The following is a 19,935-nucleotide window of genomic DNA, read 5'->3' on the forward strand; positions in this document are numbered from 1 at the left end:
CCCCCCCCCCCCCCCCCCCCCCCCCCCCCCCCCCCCCCCCCCCCCCCCCCCCCCCCCCCCCCCCCCCCCCCCCCCCAGGCCGGTCGGGAACGTGCTCCACACCGACGACCTCGCCCCCGAACGCGGCGACCAGGGACGGCAGCAGCGGACCGAGCGCGTCCCGCACCCGGCCGGGGCCGGGCAGCCCGGAGCGGTCCAGCTCGTCGCCGGTGACGAACACCTGAACCCGGGGCCGGGGCCGTACCCGCAGCGCGTCGTGGCCGCAGGACGCGGCGAGCCCGAGCAGGGCCGGCCCGGCCCGGGTGCCGGCCGGGGCGAGACGGGTGCCCGCCGGGGCGTCCTCACCGGCCCGCCGTACGTGCTCCCCCGGTGCGGGCACCGGCCCCGACACCCGGCCCGCGCGGTCGGCAGCCAGCTCCAGCGGCAGGACCGCACGGGTCCCGGCCGGCACCGGAGCGCCGGTGGAGATCTCCACGGCCTCGCCCGGCGCCAGCATCCTTTCCCGGACACCGCCCGCCCGCACCGAGCCCACGACGCGCCACGGCCCGGGGCCCGCCACCGCGTACCCGTCCATGGCGGCCGTGTCGAACGCCGGAAGGGCCCGGGGCGTGCACAGGTCCGCGGCCGTGGTGAGCCCCGCCGCCTCGGCGAGCGGCACCGTACGGGGGGCGAGGGGCTGCGGCGCCCGGTGCGCCAGCTCCCGGGCCCGCTCCCAGGGCACTTCCCGGGCGGGCGGCGTGGGCGCGACCGTGGTGGGCAAGGTGGGCGGGGTGGCGGTGGTGGGCACGGCGGTGGTGCCGGTCGTCGTCGCGGGCATGCCGCCAGCCTGCGACCGTCGCTTTTCCCGCGTGCACGGGGCGCGTTGCGTTTCCGCGCCGTCCTGCTCACCTCCGGCCCCGGTGTGCCGTGAGCCCCGGGGCGGCGCGGCGATGGAAGCCCCGCGTGTCGATCGCGGCGTTCGACGCGCAGGGGCTCCGTCCTGCCGGGACGGAGCCGCCGCGCCCGGTCCCGTCACAAGACGTTCATCAGGATGATGGCCAGGAGGTTCAACAGGATCACGGCGATGACTCCGCCGACGGCCATCCAGGCCCGCTGCGATTCGTCCATGCGTACCAGGCACCTCCCGGCTCGGGCGTGTCGCCACGCGCGGCTCCGGCGGCGGCCGCTCGGGGCCGGTCCGCCCCCGGCCATCATGCCCCGGTTCCGCACGGAGCACAGTTCGGCCGCCGGGGGCGGCCCCGCACGGTTGCGCCCGCTCCGGCTCCGCCGGCGCGTCGGCCGGTCAGGAGACCCAGCCGGTGGTCATGCCGAGGACCGCGGAGCCGTCCCCGTCGGCCAGCTTCGTACCGGTGAAGTCGCGGGCCCACTGCGAGGTCTGGATGCGGAACGCGGGGCGCTCCGCGGTCAGTGCCTCCATGACCGCCTCGGCCGCGCCGGCCGGGGTCTGGGCGCCGTCCAGGAACTGGCCGACCGTACGGTCGACGTAGCTGCGCATGGCGTCGGCGTACGGGCCGGCGGCGGCGATCCCGCCCTCGATGTCGAGTCCGAGGTTGTTGACGAACTCCGTGGCCACGGCGCCGGGTTCGACGACCGAGACGCTCACGCCGACGGCGCCCGCGACGGGGGCCAGGCTCTCCATGTATCCCTCGACGGCGAACTTCGCGGCGCAGTAGGCCTCGTTGAAGGGCTGGCCCACGACGCCGCCGACGCTGGTGACCGTGATCAGCCGGCCGCCGGAGGCCCGCAGGTGCGGCATGGCGGCCTTGGAGACGTTCAGCACGCCGAAGAAGTTGACCTCCATGACCTCGCGGACGTCGGCGACGGTTTCGAGTTCGAGGGTTCCGACGTGTCCGGCGCCCGCGTTGTTCACGACGGCGTCCAGGCGCCCGTGGTCGGCGATCACGCCGTCGACCGCGGCGGCGACGGAACGTTCGTCGACGACGTCGAGCTGCCGGATGTCGACCTCCACGCCCGCCTCGGCGGCGGCCTCGCGCAGGGCGTCGGCCCGACCGGTGTCACGCAGCGTGGCGACCGTGCGCCAGCCGGCCCGGGCGGCCGCGATGGCGGCGGCCAGACCGATGCCGGAGGACGTTCCGGTGATCAGGACGGTGGGGCGGGCCGCGTCGGGAGTGGTTTCGGGGGTGGCGGGGTAAGAGGTCATGACGGTCACCTTTCACGGAACGTGATTTATGTGCGTGCACACACACCATAAAGTTATGTGTGCGCGCACGCAACCTTTAGACTGCCGACATGCCGAAGAAGCTCACCGAAGCCGCGATGCCACCGGCCGACTACGCCTTCTACGGACTGGTCTGGGCAGGCACCGTGATGACCGACCGCGTCGACCGGGCGCTGGTGAAGGCGCACGACCTTCCGGTGTCCTGGTTCGAGGTCATGCTGTGGCTCGCCTCCAGTCCCGAGCCCGTGCCCGCGTCCGTCCTCGGCAACAGCACCCTGCTCAGCCGCAGTCAGGTGTCGCGGGTCGTGGACGCCCTGCAGGCCCGGGGCCTGGTGACGCGCACGCCCTCGGCCCGCGACGCGCGGTCGGTGGAGGTGTCCCTCACCGAGGCGGGTCGGACGGTGTTCGCCGAGGCCGACGCCACCCGGCGCGAGGCCCTCGCGCCGGCCTTCACGGACCTCCTCGACGAGCGCGACCTGGAAGCCCTGGGCACCGTGTGGCGCAAGCTCAAGGCCGCGAAGGACGTCAAGGGCGCGTAGCGCCCACGCCCCCGCCGCCCGGCGCGTCCGCCACACCCGTGGCGTCCGGGCCCTCCGACGCGAGCCCGGCGGCGGCGGCGAAGAGGCGGGCGCAGCGCAGCGTCATCGCGGCGGGGGTCTGCTCCGGGTGCTTGACCCACCAGCGGACGAGGGTGGCGACCAGGTCCCGCCAGACGTACTTGAGAGCGTCGGCGTCGAGCGGGTCGGTGGATCCGGCCGCGCGCAGCAGCTCGGCGGTACCGCCCGCGGCGAGCCGGTCGATGGCCGACCAGTACTCCGAGGCCCGCCGCACCGCCTCACCGCCGGGCGGCAGGGTGGTGTCGTAGAGGACGAACCACGCCTCCCGCTGCCCCTCCAGGGCGGTGAAGAGGGCTCGGAGCACGCGCAGGGGGGTGTGCGGCGCGGTCCCGTCCGGCCCCATGGCCGTGCGGATCGTGCCGAGGACGCGGTCGCCGATCGGGACCAGGCAGGCGACGTACAGGTCCTCCTTGGTCCCGAAGTACTGGTGGAGCAGCGTTTTGGTGACGCCCACCCGGGCGGCGATCGCGGGGAGCGAGGCGGCCGCGTAGCCACGGGTTCCGAACTCCTCCGTCGCCGCTTCGAGCATCTGTTGCCGGCGGTGCTGCCGCGGGACTCCCTTGGTGCCGGCTTTCGAAGGGGGGGTTGCCATGCGCGGATATTATCAGTAAGTAATTTACCCCCAGGTAAATTCCTGCCACCTTCGGAGCGCTTCCATGGCCGGCACCACCGTTCAGCCGACGTCCCGTACCCGCTCCTGGTGGGGCTGGGGCTGGGCGGACGCCCACCCCGACGACGCGGAGTGCGTCGCCATGGGCGCCCTGCTCCCCGGCACCCTCGCCCGCCCGCTCCCCGTGCCCCGCGTCGCGGACCTGGACATCGCCGGGCCCGCCGTCACACCGCCGCCGAGCCTCGTCCACCTCGTCTCCGACGACCCGGCGGACCGCGCGGCCCACGCCATGGGCAAGGCGTACCGCGACGTCGCACGCGCCCTGCGCGGTCGGCCGGGCCGCATCCCGGACCTGGTGGCCCGGCCGACGGACGAACAGGGGGTGGCGGACCTTCTGGACTGGGCCGGTGACCGGGAGGTCGCGGTGGTCCCGTACGGCGGGGGTTCCTCCGTCAGCGGGGGCGTGGAGTACCGCGGCGACGCCCACCGGGCCGTGCTGTCCCTGGACCTGACGGCCATGGGCCGCGTCCTGGAGGTCGATACCGAGGGCCGGGCGGCACGCGTCCAGGCAGGAGCGCTCGGTCCGGGACTGGAGGACCAGCTGCGGCCGCACCTGCTGACCCTGCGGCACTTCCCGCAGAGCTTCGAGTTCTCCACCCTGGGCGGCTGGCTCGCCACCCGGGCGGGCGGCCACTACGCCACCGGGCACACGCACATCGACGACTTCGTGCAGTCGCTGCGCGTGGTCACCCCGGCCGGCACCAGTAGCTCCTGGCGGCTGCCCGCCTCCGGGGCCGGCCCCTCCCCCGACCGACTGTTCCTGGGCTCGGAAGGGGCGCTCGGCGTCATCACCGAGGCCTGGGTGCGACTCCAGGAACGCCCCCGCCACAAGGCGTCCGCGGCGGTGACCTTCACCGACTTCCAGGACGCGCTGCGGGCGGTGCGCGCCCTCGCCCAGTCCGACCTCTCCCCCGCGAACTGCCGACTGCTCGATGCCGGCGAGGCCGCCCTGGCGGGCGCGGCGGGGGGTGACCGCTCCGTTCTGGTGCTGGGCTTCGAGTCGTCGGACGAACCGGTGGCCCGACGGCTGGAGCGCGCGGTTCGACTGGCCCTCTCGTACGGCGGCCGGCGCGACGGCGCCCCCTCGGGCGGGGCTCGGGGCGGGCCGTCGGACGGGACGCCGAACGGGGTTCAGGGCGGCGACGCGGCCGTGCGGGCGTGGCGGTCCGCGTTCCTGCGGATGCCCTATCTGCGCGACGGCCTGGCCAGGATGGGCGCCGTCGCCGAGACGTTCGAGACGGCCGCGACCTGGGACCGGATACCGGGCCTGATCGAGGCCGTGCGCACCGAGGTGGGCGCCGCGGCGCTCAAGGCCACCGGACACCCCGCGACCGTCAACTGCCGTCTGACGCACGTGTACCCGGACGGCGCGGCCCCCTACTTCACCGTCCTGGCCGCCGGCCGCGCCGGTGACGAGGTGGCCCTCTGGGACGACCTCAAGGCCGTGGCGAGCGAGGTCCTGCACCGCCACCGGGCGACCATCACCCACCATCACGCCGTCGGCCGCGACCACCGCCCCGGCTACGACCTCCAGCGTCCCGAGCCCTTCGCCCTCGCGCTGCGGGCCGCCAAAAGGGCGCTGGACCCGCGGGGCATCCTTAACCCCGGCGTGCTCGTGGACTGACCGGCCCTACGGATCCGGCCCCTCGGCCGTACGGACCCTGCCCCTCGGGCGTACGGGCCCGGCCCGTCGGGCGCCGGATCCGCCCCGCCGGCGGGCTGCCTCCGAGCGGCGCGGCCGGGTGGTGGTTCAGCCGCCCGTCACCACGCGGACCATGGCACCCGGCAGGTGTGCGGGGCGGCGCCTTCCGGGCACAGCCCCCTGATCACCGCCTTGCGGAGCGCCCGGTAGGTGCGCAGCGAGCAGACCAGGCGGACGTGCAGCTCGGCCGCCTCCCATCCGCCGCCGTCCCCGCCGGGGTGCTCGATCGCCCACTGTTCGGCGAGGAAGTCGTACCCCTGCGCCAACGACGGATCGTCGGCGGCGCGTACGACGGTCCAGTCCGTGACGCGGGCCGCGCGGCAGGCGACTTCCCGGTCGACGACCTCCGCGACCCCGGCCAACCCCTCGGTGTCCGCGTACAAGCCGAACCTCAACACGCGTGTCCCCACCGACCGCACCAGTCCTTTCCCGACGTCCCGTGCTCGGTGCCGAGCCCTCGGCCTCATGATCCCCCGCCCACCCCGGGACGTCGTCATCATTTCGTCCCATCCCGCAACCCCCCAGCCCGTCCATCACCCGTCCGACCCATCGGAATCGCCCGTACGGCAGTCATGCCGGATCGTGGCCCGTGGTACGCCGGGCGGATCGGAGGCCTGCTGTGAACCGCTGGAGCACTTCCCCCGCCGCCGTGTCGATGGCCTCGGCCCGGACCCCGTGCGTGGTGGCGCGTGGTGGCTCCACCGGCCACTGGCTCCGGCCTTCCCGCCGGCACGGCCCGTGCCGTTACCGCCGGCCCCGACCGGCCGCCGCCCCGGCCCGCTCCCCGATCTCCACGGAGGTCCCGCCGTGCGCCGATCCAAGCCGCTCACGCTCGCCTGCCTGCCCCTGCTCCTCGGCGCCTCACTGGCCGGCGCGCCGGCCGCCGCCCGCGCGGAAGCGGTCCCCGTCGCCGCTTGCCCGGCCGGCCGGTCCTCCCTCCGCGGCACGTGCGTACCGTCCGATTCCGCGGCGTTCGTGCGCGACCGGGTGCGCGACGCGCTCGCCCGGTACAAACTGACCGCGGCCATGGCCGAGGTGTGGATCGACGGCGAGCGCGTCACGGAAGCCGCGGCCGGCCAGGCGATGACGGGCGTCCCGGCCACCACCGACATGCGCTTTCGGATCGGCGCGGTCTCCATCCCCTACCTGACGACCGCGCTGCTCCAGCTCGTCGACCGGGGCGAGGTCTCGCTCGACGACAAGCTGTCCCGCTGGCGCCCCGACGTGCCGCACGCGAACGAGATCACGCTGGGCATGCTGGCCTCGACGACCTCCGGCTACGCGGACTACGTCCGGGACCCCAAGTTCATCGCGGACCTGTACGAGAACCCGTTCCGGAACTGGACCGCGCCCGAACTCGTGGAGATCTCGGTGTCCAAACCCCTGGTGCGCGCGCCCGGTTCGGGCTTCGCCTACTCGCACGCCAACTGGGTGCTCCTCGGCGACGTCATCTCCCGGATCGAGGGTCGCCCCCTGGCCGAGGTGATGGAGGCCGGCGTCCTGGAACCGATGGGCCTGGACGCGACCGACATCCCGGTAACGGCCGAGATCCCGGCACCCGTCCTGCACGGATTCGACAACGAGCGCGGCGTGTTCGAGGACGCCACGTACTGGAACCCGTCGTGGACTCTGGCGCCGGGCGCGGTCATGACGGGCACGCTGGGGGACATGGCGAAGTCGTTCACGGCGATCGGCGAGGGCGAGCTGCTGTCACCCGCGTCCCACCGCAAGCAGCTGGCACCCGTCTCGCGGATCGATCCGAACACGTCCTTCGCCCTCGGCCTGGCCGTGCAGAGCGGCTGGATCCTCCAGAATCCGTCCTTCGCCGGATACGCGGGAGCCGTCGCCTACCTGCCCTCGAAGAAGATCGCGATCGCCACGGTGGCGACGCAGGGGCTGGGCAGCACCGCACAGAACGCGGCCGCGTCCTTCCTGGCGGACATCGCCAACCACCTCGCCCCGGAGGCCGCCCTGAAGGCGGAATGACCGCGGAGGCACACCCGGGCAACGCGTCCTCCGCAGATCACCGCGCGTGCGCGGCCGTCGGAAGCTCGCGCGCCGCTCCCGACAGCGGGCGGCGGGTACCGGGGCGAGATGGCCGCCGTGGTCCGGCCCAACGGACGGTTCGGCACGATGGCCGGCGTCACGCCTTTCCGCCGCAGGCTCGGCCCGCCTTGCCGCGGCACCCCCAGGGCCCCACGGTGCGCCGGGGGGTGAAATGCCGCAGACTCCTCTAAGAGGCTCGACACGGTGGGCCCGTGCGTCGCGCGCGGGCCGCGGTAAGGGTGTGTTCGGCGTGCTCGAAGTCCCGTTGTGGTTGTGGGGGACGTTCGCCGTGACCGTGGTGGTGTCGCTGACGGTGGACCTGCTGGCCCACCGCAGCGCCCACGTGATCGGCTTCAAGGAGGCCGCCCTCTGGAGCGCCCTGTGGGTGAGCCTCGCCCTCGCGTTCGGCGGGCTGGTCTTCCTCGTCCTCGGCACGACGGCCGGGACGGAGTACACGACCGCGTGGTTGCTGGAGAAGAGCCTGTCGGTCGACAACCTGTTCGTCTTCGCGGTGATCTTCGCCTACTTCAAGGTGCCCCGCGCCTACCAGCACCGGGTGCTGTTCTTCGGGGTGATCGGGGCCCTCGTGTTCCGGGGGATCTTCCTGTCCCTCGGCGTCGCGGTCGTCACCCGCTTCACCGCCGTGCTGTTCGTCTTCGCCGCCGTGCTCTTCTACAGCGCGTACAAGCTCATGAAGGACGAGCAGGACACCTTCGACCCGGGCAAGAGCTTCGCCGTGCGGATGCTCCGCAAGGTCGTGCCCGTCCGCGACGAGTACGCGGGGACGAAGTTCTTCGTCAAGGAGGCCGGCAAGCGCGTGGCGACGCCGCTGCTCGCCGTGGTCGCGGCGATCGAGGCGGCCGACCTGATCTTCGCCGTCGACAGTGTCCCCGCCGTCCTCGCGGTCAGCGACGACGCGTTCGTCGTCTACACGAGCAACGCGTTCGCGATCCTCGGCCTGCGCGCCCTGTACTTCCTGCTGGCCGGGCTGTTGGACCGGTTCCACTACCTGAGCAAGGGCCTCGCGATCATCCTCGCCTTCATCGGGGTGAAGCTGATCCTCCAGGCGGCCCACAAGATGATCAGCCCGAGTGTCCCCGAGATCCCCTCGCCGGTCAGCCTGGCCGTCATCGTCGCCGTACTGGCCTGTGCCGTCATCCTGAGCGTCCGTAGACCGCCCGCCGCCGAGGAGGACGACCGGTCGCGGTCGTCCGGCGAATGACCCGGAACGAGGGGCCTTTGGCGGACAACCAACGGTCGACCTCCCATTCCGGACACAACGGGCTTATTGTTAAAAAATGAGTAAAACCGAGCATGAGACCGGCCCCCAAGGGGTGCTTGCGTGCCCGGCCTGCAAGCAGTCCGTGGGCACGACCGTCAAGAGGCGGCACAAGACGCTGGGGGTCTACGTACCCGTGTGGGTCCCCGGCCCCTGTCACAATCCCGCATGCCCCGACTACCTGGCGGATCCCCGGCAGGCCGAGCACGAGCACGGCCACGTCGAGCACCGCCACGAGGCCCGCTGAGCGTCGCCTCCCCCGTACGACCCGACCCGTCGCCCAGGTGGACCGGCTGGGGCCGCGCCCCCGTCAGCGGCCCCAGCGCAGGGCGGCCGTCTGCACGGGGGCGTCCCACAGCCTCAGCAGTTCGTCGTCGGCCCGGCACAGCGTCACCGAACAGCCCGCCATGTCGAGCGAGGTGACGTAGTTCCCCACGAGCGTCCGCGCCACCGGTACGCCCCGAGCCGCCAGGATCCGCGCCACCTCGGCGTGGAACCCGTACAGCTCCAACAACGGCGTCGCCCCCATCCCGTTGACCAGGGCCAGCACCGGGCCGTCGGCGGGGGCCACCGCCGCCAGGTCCTCCAGTACGGCGGCCACCGCCACCTCGGCGATCTCCCGCGCGGGCATCATCGGACGCCGCTCGCGGCCGGGTTCCCCGTGGATCCCGACGCCGAGTTCCAGTTCGCCGTCCGGCAGGTCGAAGGTCGGGCTGCCCTTCGCGGGGGTGGTGCAGGCGCCGAGCGCAACGCCGAAGCTCCGCGAGGACGCGTTGACCCGGCGGGCCAGCGCCGCGACCCGATCCAGCGGCGCCCCCTCCTCTGCGGCCGCCCCGGCGATCTTCTCCACGAAGAGGGTGGCCCCGGTGCCGCGCCGCCCGGCCGTGTAGAGGCTGTCGGTCACCGCGACGTCGTCGTCGACGAGCACCCTCTCGACCCGGATCCCGTCCTCCTCGGCGAGCTCGGCGGCCATGTCGAAGTTGAGGACGTCGCCGGTGTAGTTCTTGACGACGAAGAGCACGCCCCCGCCCGAGTCGACGTCCTTGGCCGCACGCACCATCTGGTCGGGCACCGGTGAGGTGAACACCTCGCCGGGGCACGCGGCCGACAGCATCCCGTAACCCACGAACCCGGCGTGCAGGGGTTCGTGTCCGGAGCCGCCCCCGGACACCAGGCCGACGCGCCCGCCCTCCCGGGCATCGCGTCGTACGACCACGCGACGCTCCACGTCCACGGCGAGGTCGGGGTGGGCGGCGGCCATCCCCCGCAGGGCGTCGGCGACCACCGATTCCGCACTGTTGATCAGCATGTTCATGGAGTGCCTCCCGGGTGGCCGATTTGCGGTCGGCGGGCCGGTCGCGACCGGTCACCGCTCCCCGCCGTACCCCCCAAGTGTGCCGCCGCGCCGGTGAGATCCGCGAGGGTGCCGCGCCCGCCGACCCACCGCTCGGCCCCGCCCGGCTCCCCCCGGCACGGCCTCGGCCGCCGACATTCGTGGGGCATATGTTCCGGATCACGGGGAACACCTCCGGTATTGAACCATTTGCGAAGTACGCGGGTCGTTGGACGACCGGGTCCCCGGTCGTCGGGAAAGGGGCCCCCATGGTCAAGCGACTCAAGGACTCAGGGCTGGTCGGCGAACTCTCCGCCGAATTCGCCGGCACCATGGTCCTCATCCTCTTCGGCTGCGGCGTGGTGGCCCAAGTGGTCGCCGGCGGGGGCCTCACGGATCCCGCGGGCGGCCTCGGCAACCACGACAGCATCGCCTGGGCGTGGGGCCTCGCCGTCACCCTCGGCGTCTACGTCGCGGCGCGGCTGAGCGGCGCCCACCTCAATCCGGCGGTCACCGTCGCCCTCGCGGCGTTCAAGGGCTTCCCGTGGCGCAAGGTGGCCCCCTACGCGCTGGCGCAGACCGCCGGCGCCTTCGTGGCGGCGCTGATCGTCCGGTGGAACTACACCGAGGCCCTGGCGAAGGTCGACCCCGGCCACACCATCAAGACCCAGGGCGTGTTCTCCACCCTGCCGGCCAACGGGAACACCAACCTCCCGGTCACCGAGTGGGGCGCGCTGCGCGACCAGATCATCGGCACGGCCATCCTGCTGCTGCTGATCCTGGCGGTCACGGACCTGCTGGGCACGCCGCCGGGCGCCAACCTGGCCCCGTTCATCGTCGGCCTGATCGTGGTCGCGATCGGCATGGCCTGGGGCACCAACGCCGGTTACGCGATCAACCCCGCACGTGACTTCGGCCCCCGACTGGCCAGCTTCCTCACCGGCTACGGCGGGGCGTGGCGAGATCAGTACGGGCAGTTCTACTACTGGGTCCCGATCATCGGCCCGCTCATCGGCGGCCTGCTGGGCGCGGGCCTGTACAAGTTCCTCATCGGCCGGTTCCTGCCGACCGCCGAGCCGGAGCCCCCCGGCCGGGTGCCCGCTCCGGACGAGAGTTGACCGACCCGCAGGCCGATCCGCGGGACCGACCCGAGAGAGTGACCGACCCGAGAGGAGGCCTCCCATGGCCGACTTCGTCGGAGCAGTGGACCAGGGGACCACCAGCACCCGTTTCATGGTCTTCGACCACGCGGGCAACGAGGTGGCGAAACACCAGTTGGAGCACACCCAGATCCTCCCCCGTTCGGGCTGGGTCGAGCACGACCCCGTCGAGATCTGGGAACGCACCAACTCGGTGATGCAGAACGCCCTCCGGCACGGGAACCTCGCGGCTTCCGACCTGGCGGCCATCGGCGTCACCAACCAGCGGGAGACGACCGTGGTGTGGGATCCCCGCACCGGGCGCCCCTACTACAACGCCATCGTCTGGCAGGACACCCGCACCGACTCGATCGCGGCGGCCCTGGAGCGGTCGGGCCGGGGGGACGTCATCCGGCGCAAGGCGGGTCTGCCACCGGCCACGTACTTCTCCGGCGGCAAGATCCAGTGGATCCTGGAGAACGTCGACGGGGTCCGCGCGGCCGCCGAGGAGGGGCACGCCCTCTTCGGCAACACCGACTGCTGGGTGCTGTGGAACCTCACCGGCGGCCCCGACGGCGGCATCCACGCCACCGACGTGACCAATGCCAGCCGCACCATGCTGATGGACCTGGAGACCCTCGACTGGGACGACGAACTCCTCGGGTTCTTCGACATCCCCAGGGCGATGCTCCCGAGCATCAACCCCTCCTCCCACGCGCAGGCCTACGGACAGACCCGTACGTCCCGGCCGCTGCGCGCCGCCATCCCCATCACCGGGGTCCTCGGCGACCAGCAGGCGGCCACCGTCGGGCAGGTCTGCTTCGCGCCGGGCGAGGCGAAGAACACCTACGGCACCGGCAATTTCCTGGTCCTCAACACCGGTACCGAGCTGGTCCGCTCGCAGCACGGCCTGCTCACCACCGTGGCCTACCGCTTCGGTGACGAGCCGGCCGTGTACGCGCTGGAGGGTTCCATCGCCGTCACCGGCTCCGCGATCCAGTGGCTGCGCGACCAGTTGAAGATCATCAACGACGCGGCGGACAGCGAACGCCTGGCCCGCACCGTCGAGGACAGCGGCGGCATCTACTTCGTCCCCGCCTTCTCGGGCCTGTTCGCACCGTACTGGCGCTCCGACGCCCGCGGCGCCATCGTCGGCCTCGCCCGCTACCACGACAACGGCCACCTGGCCCGGGCCGCCCTGGAGGCCATCTGCTACCAGAGCCGCGACGTGGTGGAGGCCATGGAACAGGACTCCGGCGTCCACCTCGACGTGCTGAAGGTCGACGGCGGCGTCACCGCGAACGACCTGTGCATGCAGATCCAGGCCGACGTCCTGGGCGTACCGGTCAGCCGGCCGGTCGTCGCGGAGACGACGGCACTGGGCGCCGCCTACGCCGCCGGCCTGGCCACCGGCTTCTGGCGGGACACGGACGAACTGCGCACCCACTGGCAGGAATCCCGGCGCTGGGAACCCCAGTGGTCCGAGGACCGGCGCGCGCAGGGGTACGAGGGCTGGAAGAAGGCGGTGGAACGCACCCTCGACTGGGCCGAGGTCGAATAGGCCCGGCACCCTCGGTCCGCGCACATGGGCTGTGCGGCGACGGGTAGGCGCAGCCCATGAACACGACGCTCGAACCCTCGATCACCACGGCCGCCGAGACCTCGGGCGGCGCCTGGCTGCTCCCCCTGATCGGCATCGTCATCGCGGCGATGCTGATCGCCGCCGTCTGGTGGGGAATCAAGCGGCGTCGGACGATGCGCCCGGGCCGTACGGAGCCGGCGGACTCCGCCCCCGGCACCACCGCCACCCCGCCCCCGGCGGACCCCGGTGACTTCGCCGGCGACCAAGGGCACCGCGGGCCGCACGACTTCCCCGGGTACGGGAACATCGGCGAGGGCGGCGAGAAGCGCGACAGCTGACCGTTTCGGTGGCTTCCCCCGGAGGGCCCGCACTCGTGGGAGTGCGGGCCCTCCGGGGGGTCGAGCAAGGGGCCGGGCATGGGGTCGAGCAAGGGGTCGAGCCGTCCGTGATCAGGCCGAGGAGCCGGTGATCAGGCCGAGGAGCCCGGGGAGTCCGCCCTCGGCGAGGGCGCGGCGCTGGCGGTCGGCGGGCGTGCCCTCGCGCAGGAGCCGGGTGACGAGGGCGCTCACCTCTCGGTGATCACCCGCCTCCTCCAGGGCGGGCCCGATGTGGCGCAGCAGGGCGCACATCACGTCGCCGCCGCTGTGCGGGCGCCCCAGCGGATCGAGCAGGGTCCCGCTCAGGCCGTACCGGGCCGCGTGCCAGTTCCCGCCCTGCACCAGTTCGGGCGCGGTGACGGCGAGCGGGGTACCGGCCCGCTCCTCGGTGATCGCGGTGGCGACCAGGGCGCGGATGATCCCGGCCAACATCACCGCCTCGTCGGCCTGGAGCTGCACGTCCGCGCAGCGGATCTCGACGGTGGGGTAGCGCTCGGAGAGCCTCGCCTGCCAGTACACCTGCCCCCTGTCCTCGATCACGCCCGACTCCAGCAGGGCGTCGAGGCGGCGTTCGTAGTCGGCGAGACCGTCGAAGTGCGGCAGTGGCCCGCTGACCGGCCACCGTCCGAACACGATGGTGCGCCAGCTCGCGAAGCCGGTGTCCTCGCCGTTCCACAGGGGTGAGTTCCCGGACATGGCGAGGACGGTCGCGAGCCACGGCCGGATCCGGTTCAGTACGGCCGTGCCGGTCTCCCGGTCGGGGACGCCCACGTGCACGTGCATCCCGCTGATCAGCTGTTCGCCGACCAGTTGCCGGGCGGTCCCCTCCATCCGCCGGTACCGGGCGTTCGGTGTGATGGGGATGGGGACGGCGCCCCGCAGGGGTGCGGCGCCCGTCGCGGCGATCCGGCAGCCGTTCTCCTCGGCCGCCGAGGCCAGCGCGTGGCGCAGCCGCAGCAGGTGCCCGCCGACTTCCTCCAGGCGGGTGCACACGGGCGTGGCCACCTCGATCTGTGCCTGGAGCAGCTCGTCCTGGACCTCGCCGTGTTCCGCGACGAGCCCGAGTCCGGCCGTACGGCGTACGTCCTCCACGTGCGGCGCGGGAAGCCCCGTAGCGGGGTCGACCAGCAGGTATTCCTCTTCAACACCCAGGGTGATCACGCTCTGCGGCTACCCGGAAGGAGCATGATCACCCCTGCGGGTGCGGTGCGGCACATCGGCCACCGGGGCGGTTCAGGAGCCGAGGGCGTCCTCGACGGTCTGCTGCCAGTAGCCGACGGTCAGCGAGCTGTCGTAGTGGACGCCCGCGGCGGGCAGCGAGGGGGTCGCCGACGCGCCGCCGCTGCTGTTGGGCGTCATGCCCTGGAAGGCGACGGTGAGCCGGCGTCCGGTCGTGCCGCCCTCGCCGCTGCCGTCCGCCGCCGACAACAGGGCCGCCGCGTAGCCGGACCGGCCGGGCGCGAGGGACACCACGGCCTGCGGCTGGGTCTCCTTCCGGGCGGCCGGCGCCCACTGCATCTCGTCGAAGCGCAGGACCGGGTGGTACGTGAGGTCGCAGGGCTTCGAGCCGGTGTTCTTCACCGTGATCAGCAGGTGGTTGAGGGGACGTGACACCGGCTGGACGGTGACGGTGGTGTTGGAGCCGTTGCACAGGACGCGCTTGCCCTCGGCGGCCGGCTCCGACGGGCCCTTCGCGTTCCCGGGACCGGTGCCGGTCCGCACGCCGCCGTTCGTCCCGGTCCCGGCGCCCTGGGGGGTACTCGTGGCGCCGTTCGCGGAAGGGGCGGCGGACGGGGCGGCGGACGGGGCGGTCGAGACCGCCGCGGCCCCCTCGTCCTTGAGGCCCGTGCCGTCCTGACACGCGGTGAGGGCGAGCGCGGCCACGACGGCGACGGCCGCGCCGACGAGCCGTCGGGGGGTGCGGGTCATGGACGTCGTGGTGTGGGCGGGACGGAACACGGACATGGCTGATCGCCTCTCATGGGGGTTGCCCGCGGCGGCGGTCGGGACCGGCTGCCGGAGGCGGTGTGCTTGGATGGCATCAGCCTGCGCGGTGATCCGTCCCGGTCACCACGACCAACGGGCGATCAGGGACGCTGGGACGCCCACACAGGCTCTGAGCTGCTGAAACAACCTGTTCCTGGGACGCGGGACGGGATATCGGGGTGGGAGGAACAGTGTCGGAAGACACTGCTGGGTCCGAGTTCGCCGTGCTGTTGCGCGAGTTGAAGGACCGGTCCGGCCATAGTTACGGAACGCTCGCCAAGCGGCTCCACATGAGTACGTCGACCCTGCACCGGTACTGCGGCGGCGACGTCGTCCCGACGGAGTACGCACCGGTCGAACGACTCGCCCGCCTCTGCAAGGCGTCGCCCGAGGAACTCGTGGCGCTGCACCGGAGTTGGGTCCTGGCGGACGCGAACCGCCCCCGCAAGGGCGGCGATCCGGGCAGCAGGGCACAGACCCGACCTGCGGCGTCCCCGGCGTCGCGCTCCTCCCCGGCGTCGCCTGCGCAGGAGGCGCAGGAGGCGCAGGAAGCGCCGACCCCGGAGCCACGGGCGGACGCGCAGGAGGCGACGTCGCCGTCGCCGTTGCCGGAGGTGCCGCCTCCGTCTCCGGTGGTGACCGGGCCGTCCTCCGCCGTGGCAGGTGCCGTGCCGGATCCGCCGCGGCGGCGCCCGCGCGGGGCGGTCCTCGCCGGGATCGCCGTGGCCGTCGTCGCCGGGGTGGTCGCCCTCGCCCTGAGCCTGTCGGCATCGGACACCGGCGTCCGGGGGCGTCCCGTCGGCGCCGCCTCCGCCGCACCCGGCGAAGCCGGACGTACGGGGGGCGGGACGGCGCCCGCGGGTCCGTCGGCGGCCTCCTCCCCGGCGGCACTGTCGGCCTCCCCGTCCGCGTCCCGGGACACCGCGGCCGGCCCGGCGGCCGTTCCCGGGACGGCCGGTACGGGAACGGCCGCCGGGTCCCCTTCCCCCTCCCCCGTCGGCGGGGGTGGCGGTGGCGGATCCGCGTCCGGTGCGCCGCTGACGGTGACGGCCCAGCCGCACACCTGGGAGTCGCCCTGCGGCCAGCACTACCTGATCGACAAACCGCCGACCGAGGTGGGACCGCCGCCCCTCGAACGGGACGCACCCGCATGGGTGGCGGCGTCGGGAGCGGTGCCGGCGGGCGAGCAGTACGTCACGCTCACCCTTCAGGGCTCCGGGAAGGAGACGGTGGTCCTGGACAGCATGACCGTCCGTACCGCCGGCAAGCGGACGCCACTCGCCTGGAACGACTACGCCATGGGCTACCCGGGCGTCGGCTGCGGCGCCGGCGTGCCGACGCGTTCGTTCACCGTGGCCCTCGACGCCGCGCGGCCGGCGTTCGCGCCCGTGGCGGGGCAGCCGAACTTCCCGTTCATGGTGAGCGAGTCCGCACCGGAGGTGTTCTACGTCAAGGCGGACGCCTCCGCGTACGACGTCAGCTGGTACCTGGAACTGGCCTGGTCCAGCGGGTCCCGGCACGGCACCCTCACGATCGACCACAACGGCAAGCCTTTCCGCACCAGCGGCCACAACGGGCGGCCCGGCTTCGAGTTCCCCCTCGGCGGCGAAGGATGGGTCCCGGCGGGATCGACCTCCTGACCCGGCGCCGCCGACCGACCCCGCAGCACCGCCGACCGACCCCGCACCGCCGGCGACTGCCCCGCTCCTGACCGGGAGCGACCCGAGGTGTACCGGGAGCGCACGGTCGACGGCGTCCCGGAGCGGTTCCCGGCGATCGAACATACGATGGGCGGGAACCGGCGCGGACGGCTCGCCGTGCCGCCCGCCCAGAGCACTCGGGGTGGAGACGACGTATGGCACAGCCCGCCGAAACGGCGCGGACCGTCATCCTCACGGTGGACGACGACCCGGGAGTCTCCCGCGCCATCGCCCGTGACCTGCGGCGCCGCTACGGAGCCGAGTACCGGATCGTGCGCGCCGAGTCCGGTGAGTCCGCGATGGAGGCGCTGCGCGAGCTGAAGCTGCGCGGGGACCTGGTGGCGGTGATCCTCGCCGACTACCGCATGCCGCAGATGAACGGCATCGCGTTCCTCGAAGAGGCCATGGGCGTGTACCCGGGCGCACGGCGCGTGCTGCTCACCGCGTACGCCGACACCAACGCGGCCATCGACGCGATCAACGTGGTCGACCTCGACCACTACCTGCTCAAGCCCTGGGACCCGCCGGAGGAGAAGCTCTACCCGGTCCTGGACGACCTGCTGGCCGCCTGGCGCACGGGCGACCACCGGCCGGTGCCCGCCACGAAGGTGGTCGGGCACCGCTGGTCGGCGCGTTCCTCGGCGGTCCGCGAGTTCCTCGCCCGCAACCAGGTGCCGTACCGCTGGTACTCCTCCGACGAGCCGGAGGGACGAAGGCTGCTGGAGGCGGCCGGGGCCGACGGGCAGCGGTTGCCGCTGGTGGTCACGCCCGACGGCGGCGTGCTGATCGAACCGGAGGCGCCCGAACTGGCCGCGCGCGTCGGGCTCGCGACGACTCCGACCGCCGACTTCTACGACCTCGTCGTCATCGGCGGCGGCCCGGCCGGGCTCGGTTCGGCGGTGTACGGGGCGTCCGAGGGACTGCGTACCGTCCTCGTGGAACGGTCGGCGACCGGGGGGCAGGCCGGGCAGAGCTCCCGCATCGAGAACTACCTCGGCTTCCCGGACGGCGTCTCGGGCGCGCAGCTCACGGACCGCGCCCGCCGGCAGGCCGGCCGGTTCGGCGCCGAGATCCTCACGGCGCGCGAGGTCACGGGGCTGGAGGTGAACGGTGCGGCGCGCGTCGTCCGGTTCTCCGACGGCTCGGCGATCGCCGCGCACAGCGTGATCCTGGCGACGGGCGTGTCGTACCGGCAGCTCCACGCGCCGGGCTGCGACGCCCTGACCGGCTGCGGGGTGTACTACGGCTCCTCGCTCACCGAGGCGGCCTCCTGCCAGGGGCAGGACGTGTACATCGTGGGCGGCGCCAACTCCGCCGGTCAGGCGGCGATGTACCTGGCGAGGGGCGCCAAGTCGGTGACGCTGCTGGTGCGCGGGGAGTCGCTGGCGGCGTCGATGTCGTACTACCTGATCCAGCAGATCGAGGACGCCCCGAACATCACCGTGCGGCCCCGGACCGTCGTCGAGGAAGCGCACGGCGACGGACACCTGGAGCAGTTGACGCTCCGGAACGTGGACAGCGGTGCGACCGAACTCGTCGACGCGCAGTGGATGTTCGTGTTCATCGGCGCGGCTCCGCTGACGGACTGGCTGGACGGCACGGTGCTGCGCGACGAACACGGTTTCATCCTGGCCGGGCCGGACCTCACACCGGACGGGCGACCGCCGGCCGAGTGGGAACTGGACCGTTCCCCCTACCACCTGGAGACCAACGTCCCGGGCGTGTTCGTGGCGGGCGACGCGCGCTCGCAGTCCGCGAAGCGCGTCGCGTCCGCCGTCGGGGAGGGTGCCATGGCCGTGATGCTCGTCCACCGGTACCTGGAGCAGTCGTGAGCGGGCAGGTCATGCCCTGCGGCCCGCAGGAGATCGCCTCGCTGTTCCTCTTCGAGAAGCTCTCCCCGGAGCAGCTGGGGCGGCTCTGTACCGAGGGGCGGGTGGAGCGGTTCGACGTGGGACCGGTGTACACCGAGGGCGACCCGGCCACCTGCTTCTACGTGATGATCGAGGGCACCGTCGTACTGGCCCGCCGGGTCGGGGGCGACGACGTCGAGGTGAGCCGTACCTCGCAGCGCGGCGTGTACGCGGGAGCCATGCAGGCCTACCTGGGTGACCAGGTGCCGCAGACCTACACCAACTCGATGCGGGTGACCGAGCCGACGCGGTTCTTCGTGCTGCCCGCGCAGTCGTTCGCGGACATCATGAGGGAGTGGTTCCCGATGGCCGCGCACCTGCTGGAGGGGCTGTTCTTCGGATCGAAGAACACGCAGCGGGCGATCGGTCAGCGCGAACGGCTACTGGCCCTGGGGTCGTTGTCCGCGGGTCTCACCCACGAGCTGAACAACCCGGCCGCGGCGGCGGTCCGGGCCACCGCGGCACTGCGGGAGCGGGTGGGCAAGATGCGGCACAAGCTGGCCGTCATCGCGCAGGGCCCCTACCCCCGCGAGGTCATCGCCGGCCTGATCGACATCCAGGAGCGGACCGCCGAACGCGTCGCCAAGGCGCCGACGTTGAGCCCGCTGGAGGCCTCCGACCGGGAGGACGAGCTCGCCGACTGGCTCGACGACCACGGCATCACGGAGGGTTGGCGGGTCGCGCCGACCTTCGTCCAGGCCGGGCTGGACACGGACTGGCTGGAGCAGGTCGCGGCGGCCGTGGACGAGGACATCCTGCCGGGGGCGATCGGCTGGCTCAACTACACGGTCGAGACGGAGCTGTTGATGGACGAGATCAACGACTCCACCACCCGCATCTCCCACCTCGTGGACGCGGCCAAGCAGTACTCGCAGCTCGACCGCGCCCCGCACCGGGTGGTCGACGTCCACGAACTCCTCGACAGCACCCTGTTGATGTTGTCCGGCAAGATCGGTCCCGGGGTGCGGGTGGTCAAGGACTACGACCGCTCCCTACCGGACGTACCGGCCTATCCGGCGGAGCTCAACCAGGTGTGGACCAACCTCATCGACAACGCCGTCTTCGCCATCGGGAGCACCGGCGGCGAGGGTGAGTTGACGGTGCGCACGGCGCGGGAGGGGGACCGGCTGCTGGTGGAGTTCCGCGACACGGGGCCCGGCATCCCGGCGGACGTCCGCAGTCGGATCTTCGACCCGTTCTTCACCACCAAACCGGTCGGCGAGGGCACCGGTCTCGGCCTGGACATCTCCTGGCGGATCGTCGTCAGCAAGCACCACGGCAGCCTCCAGGTCGAGTCCGTCCCGGGCGACACCCGTTTCCAGGTACTGCTCCCGTTGACCGCTCCGGAGATCGGGGAGTTCCCCGAGACCGACACCACCGAGGAGGACTCCGCATGACCGGTATCGACGGTGTTG

17 protein-coding genes and 1 pseudogene are annotated in these 19,935 nt (G+C 72.9%); 11 read left to right on the top strand and 7 right to left on the bottom strand.

Going from position 1 to position 19,935, the window contains the following annotated elements:
• A pseudogene (locus NOD94_RS06475) lies at nucleotides 1-817 on the bottom strand (hypothetical protein); the annotation flags it as partial.
• A 465-nt stretch (nucleotides 818-1,282) separates the two neighbouring features.
• The gene (locus NOD94_RS06480; RefSeq protein ID WP_281204751.1) at nucleotides 1,283-2,161 is read right to left on the bottom strand and encodes an SDR family NAD(P)-dependent oxidoreductase; all 879 of its coding nucleotides are present in this window, start codon (nucleotides 2,159-2,161) and stop codon (nucleotides 1,283-1,285) included.
• An 89-nt stretch (nucleotides 2,162-2,250) separates the two neighbouring features.
• Between NOD94_RS06480 and NOD94_RS06485 the strand changes: the two genes are divergently transcribed.
• Nucleotides 2,251-2,718, top strand: a complete 468-nt coding sequence (locus NOD94_RS06485; RefSeq protein ID WP_281204752.1) for a MarR family winged helix-turn-helix transcriptional regulator — start codon at nucleotides 2,251-2,253, stop codon at nucleotides 2,716-2,718.
• Here the strand turns inward: NOD94_RS06485 and NOD94_RS06490 are convergent.
• Nucleotides 2,705-3,388 carry a TetR/AcrR family transcriptional regulator gene (locus NOD94_RS06490; protein ID WP_281204753.1) on the bottom strand — a complete coding sequence of 228 codons (684 nt, stop codon included), beginning with the start codon at nucleotides 3,386-3,388 and terminating at the stop codon, nucleotides 2,705-2,707. The two genes, NOD94_RS06485 and NOD94_RS06490, sit on opposite strands and share 14 nt — an antisense overlap.
• A gap of 64 nt (nucleotides 3,389-3,452) precedes the next feature.
• Between NOD94_RS06490 and NOD94_RS06495 the strand changes: the two genes are divergently transcribed.
• Complete coding sequence (locus NOD94_RS06495; RefSeq protein WP_281204754.1) at nucleotides 3,453-5,090, top strand: FAD-binding oxidoreductase; 1,638 nt, start codon at nucleotides 3,453-3,455, stop codon at nucleotides 5,088-5,090.
• Between the two features lie 137 nt (nucleotides 5,091-5,227).
• On the opposite strand, the gene NOD94_RS06500 is transcribed toward NOD94_RS06495, so the two are convergent.
• Nucleotides 5,228-5,578, bottom strand: coding sequence for a hypothetical protein (locus tag NOD94_RS06500; RefSeq protein ID WP_281204755.1), 351 nt, complete (start codon nucleotides 5,576-5,578; stop codon nucleotides 5,228-5,230).
• A gap of 397 nt (nucleotides 5,579-5,975) precedes the next feature.
• Here NOD94_RS06500 and NOD94_RS06505 point away from each other — a divergent pair, with 397 nt between their 5' ends.
• The 3 genes from NOD94_RS06505 (at nucleotide 5,976) to NOD94_RS06515 (ending at nucleotide 8,740) form a co-directional block, all read left to right on the top strand.
• On the top strand, nucleotides 5,976-7,154 hold the full coding sequence (locus NOD94_RS06505; protein WP_281204756.1) for a serine hydrolase domain-containing protein: 1,179 nt from the start codon (nucleotides 5,976-5,978) through the stop codon (nucleotides 7,152-7,154).
• 310 nt (nucleotides 7,155-7,464) lie between these two features.
• The gene (locus NOD94_RS06510) at nucleotides 7,465-8,436 is read left to right on the top strand and encodes a TerC family protein (protein WP_281204757.1); all 972 of its coding nucleotides are present in this window, start codon (nucleotides 7,465-7,467) and stop codon (nucleotides 8,434-8,436) included.
• A gap of 76 nt (nucleotides 8,437-8,512) precedes the next feature.
• Complete coding sequence (locus NOD94_RS06515) at nucleotides 8,513-8,740, top strand: hypothetical protein (protein ID WP_281204758.1); 228 nt, start codon at nucleotides 8,513-8,515, stop codon at nucleotides 8,738-8,740.
• A 63-nt stretch (nucleotides 8,741-8,803) separates the two neighbouring features.
• Here the strand turns inward: NOD94_RS06515 and dhaK are convergent, their stop codons facing one another.
• Nucleotides 8,804-9,808 (bottom strand): dihydroxyacetone kinase subunit DhaK, encoded by a 1,005-nt coding sequence (dhaK, locus tag NOD94_RS06520; protein ID WP_281204759.1) that lies wholly within the window; start codon nucleotides 9,806-9,808, stop codon nucleotides 8,804-8,806.
• A 287-nt stretch (nucleotides 9,809-10,095) separates the two neighbouring features.
• On the opposite strand from dhaK, the gene NOD94_RS06525 reads away from it, so the two are divergent.
• From NOD94_RS06525 to NOD94_RS06535, 3 genes are all read left to right on the top strand, one after another.
• Entirely contained in the window at nucleotides 10,096-10,944 is an 849-nt protein-coding gene (locus NOD94_RS06525) for an MIP/aquaporin family protein (RefSeq protein WP_281204760.1), read from the top strand.
• Nucleotides 10,945-11,008: 64 nt separating this feature from the next.
• On the top strand, nucleotides 11,009-12,526 hold the full coding sequence (gene glpK / locus NOD94_RS06530) for a glycerol kinase GlpK (RefSeq protein WP_281204761.1): 1,518 nt from the start codon (nucleotides 11,009-11,011) through the stop codon (nucleotides 12,524-12,526).
• Between the two features lie 56 nt (nucleotides 12,527-12,582).
• Nucleotides 12,583-12,885, top strand: a complete 303-nt coding sequence (locus NOD94_RS06535) for a DUF6479 family protein (protein ID WP_281204762.1) — start codon at nucleotides 12,583-12,585, stop codon at nucleotides 12,883-12,885.
• Nucleotides 12,886-12,996: 111 nt separating this feature from the next.
• On the opposite strand, the gene NOD94_RS06540 is transcribed toward NOD94_RS06535, so the two are convergent.
• Nucleotides 12,997-14,085 carry a glutamate--cysteine ligase gene (locus NOD94_RS06540; RefSeq protein ID WP_281204763.1) on the bottom strand — a complete coding sequence of 363 codons (1,089 nt, stop codon included), beginning with the start codon at nucleotides 14,083-14,085 and terminating at the stop codon, nucleotides 12,997-12,999.
• A 72-nt stretch (nucleotides 14,086-14,157) separates the two neighbouring features.
• Nucleotides 14,158-14,853, bottom strand: a complete 696-nt coding sequence (locus tag NOD94_RS06545) for a DUF4232 domain-containing protein (RefSeq protein ID WP_281204823.1) — start codon at nucleotides 14,851-14,853, stop codon at nucleotides 14,158-14,160.
• 248 nt (nucleotides 14,854-15,101) lie between these two features.
• Here NOD94_RS06545 and NOD94_RS06550 point away from each other — a divergent pair, with 248 nt between their 5' ends.
• The 3 genes from NOD94_RS06550 (at nucleotide 15,102) to NOD94_RS06560 (ending at nucleotide 19,917) form a co-directional block, all read left to right on the top strand.
• Nucleotides 15,102-16,550: a helix-turn-helix transcriptional regulator gene (locus tag NOD94_RS06550; RefSeq protein ID WP_281204764.1), complete on the top strand. Its 1,449-nt coding sequence runs from the start codon at nucleotides 15,102-15,104 to the stop codon at nucleotides 16,548-16,550.
• Between the two features lie 215 nt (nucleotides 16,551-16,765).
• On the top strand, nucleotides 16,766-18,442 hold the full coding sequence (locus tag NOD94_RS06555) for an FAD-dependent oxidoreductase (protein WP_281204765.1): 1,677 nt from the start codon (nucleotides 16,766-16,768) through the stop codon (nucleotides 18,440-18,442).
• Entirely contained in the window at nucleotides 18,439-19,917 is a 1,479-nt protein-coding gene (locus NOD94_RS06560; protein WP_281204766.1) for an ATP-binding protein, read from the top strand. Before NOD94_RS06555 ends, NOD94_RS06560 begins: the two co-directional genes overlap by 4 nt.
• Nucleotides 19,918-19,935: the final 18 nt, after the last annotated feature.

Origin of the sequence: Streptomyces sp. Isolate_45, assembly GCF_024721315.2 — a bacterium.
Lineage (GTDB): Bacteria > Actinomycetota > Actinomycetes > Streptomycetales > Streptomycetaceae > Streptomyces.

Bases quoted from the DNA above. Each gene is read 5' to 3' on its own strand.
- NOD94_RS06480 (WP_281204751.1), bottom strand. From the start codon at position 2,161: ATGACCTCTTACCCCGCCACCCCCGAAACCACTCCCGACGCGGCCCGC.
- NOD94_RS06485 (WP_281204752.1), top strand. From the start codon at position 2,251: ATGCCGAAGAAGCTCACCGAAGCCGCGATGCCACCGGCCGACTACGCC.
- NOD94_RS06495 (WP_281204754.1), top strand. From the start codon at position 3,453: ATGGCCGGCACCACCGTTCAGCCGACGTCCCGTACCCGCTCCTGGTGG.
- NOD94_RS06490 (WP_281204753.1), bottom strand. From the start codon at position 3,388: ATGGCAACCCCCCCTTCGAAAGCCGGCACCAAGGGAGTCCCGCGGCAG.
- NOD94_RS06545 (WP_281204823.1), bottom strand. From the start codon at position 14,853: ATGACCCGCACCCCCCGACGGCTCGTCGGCGCGGCCGTCGCCGTCGTG.
- NOD94_RS06525 (WP_281204760.1), top strand. From the start codon at position 10,096: ATGGTCAAGCGACTCAAGGACTCAGGGCTGGTCGGCGAACTCTCCGCC.
- glpK (WP_281204761.1), top strand. From the start codon at position 11,009: ATGGCCGACTTCGTCGGAGCAGTGGACCAGGGGACCACCAGCACCCGT.
- NOD94_RS06515 (WP_281204758.1), top strand. From the start codon at position 8,513: ATGAGTAAAACCGAGCATGAGACCGGCCCCCAAGGGGTGCTTGCGTGC.
- dhaK (WP_281204759.1), bottom strand. From the start codon at position 9,808: ATGAACATGCTGATCAACAGTGCGGAATCGGTGGTCGCCGACGCCCTG.
- NOD94_RS06535 (WP_281204762.1), top strand. From the start codon at position 12,583: ATGAACACGACGCTCGAACCCTCGATCACCACGGCCGCCGAGACCTCG.
- NOD94_RS06555 (WP_281204765.1), top strand. From the start codon at position 16,766: ATGGCACAGCCCGCCGAAACGGCGCGGACCGTCATCCTCACGGTGGAC.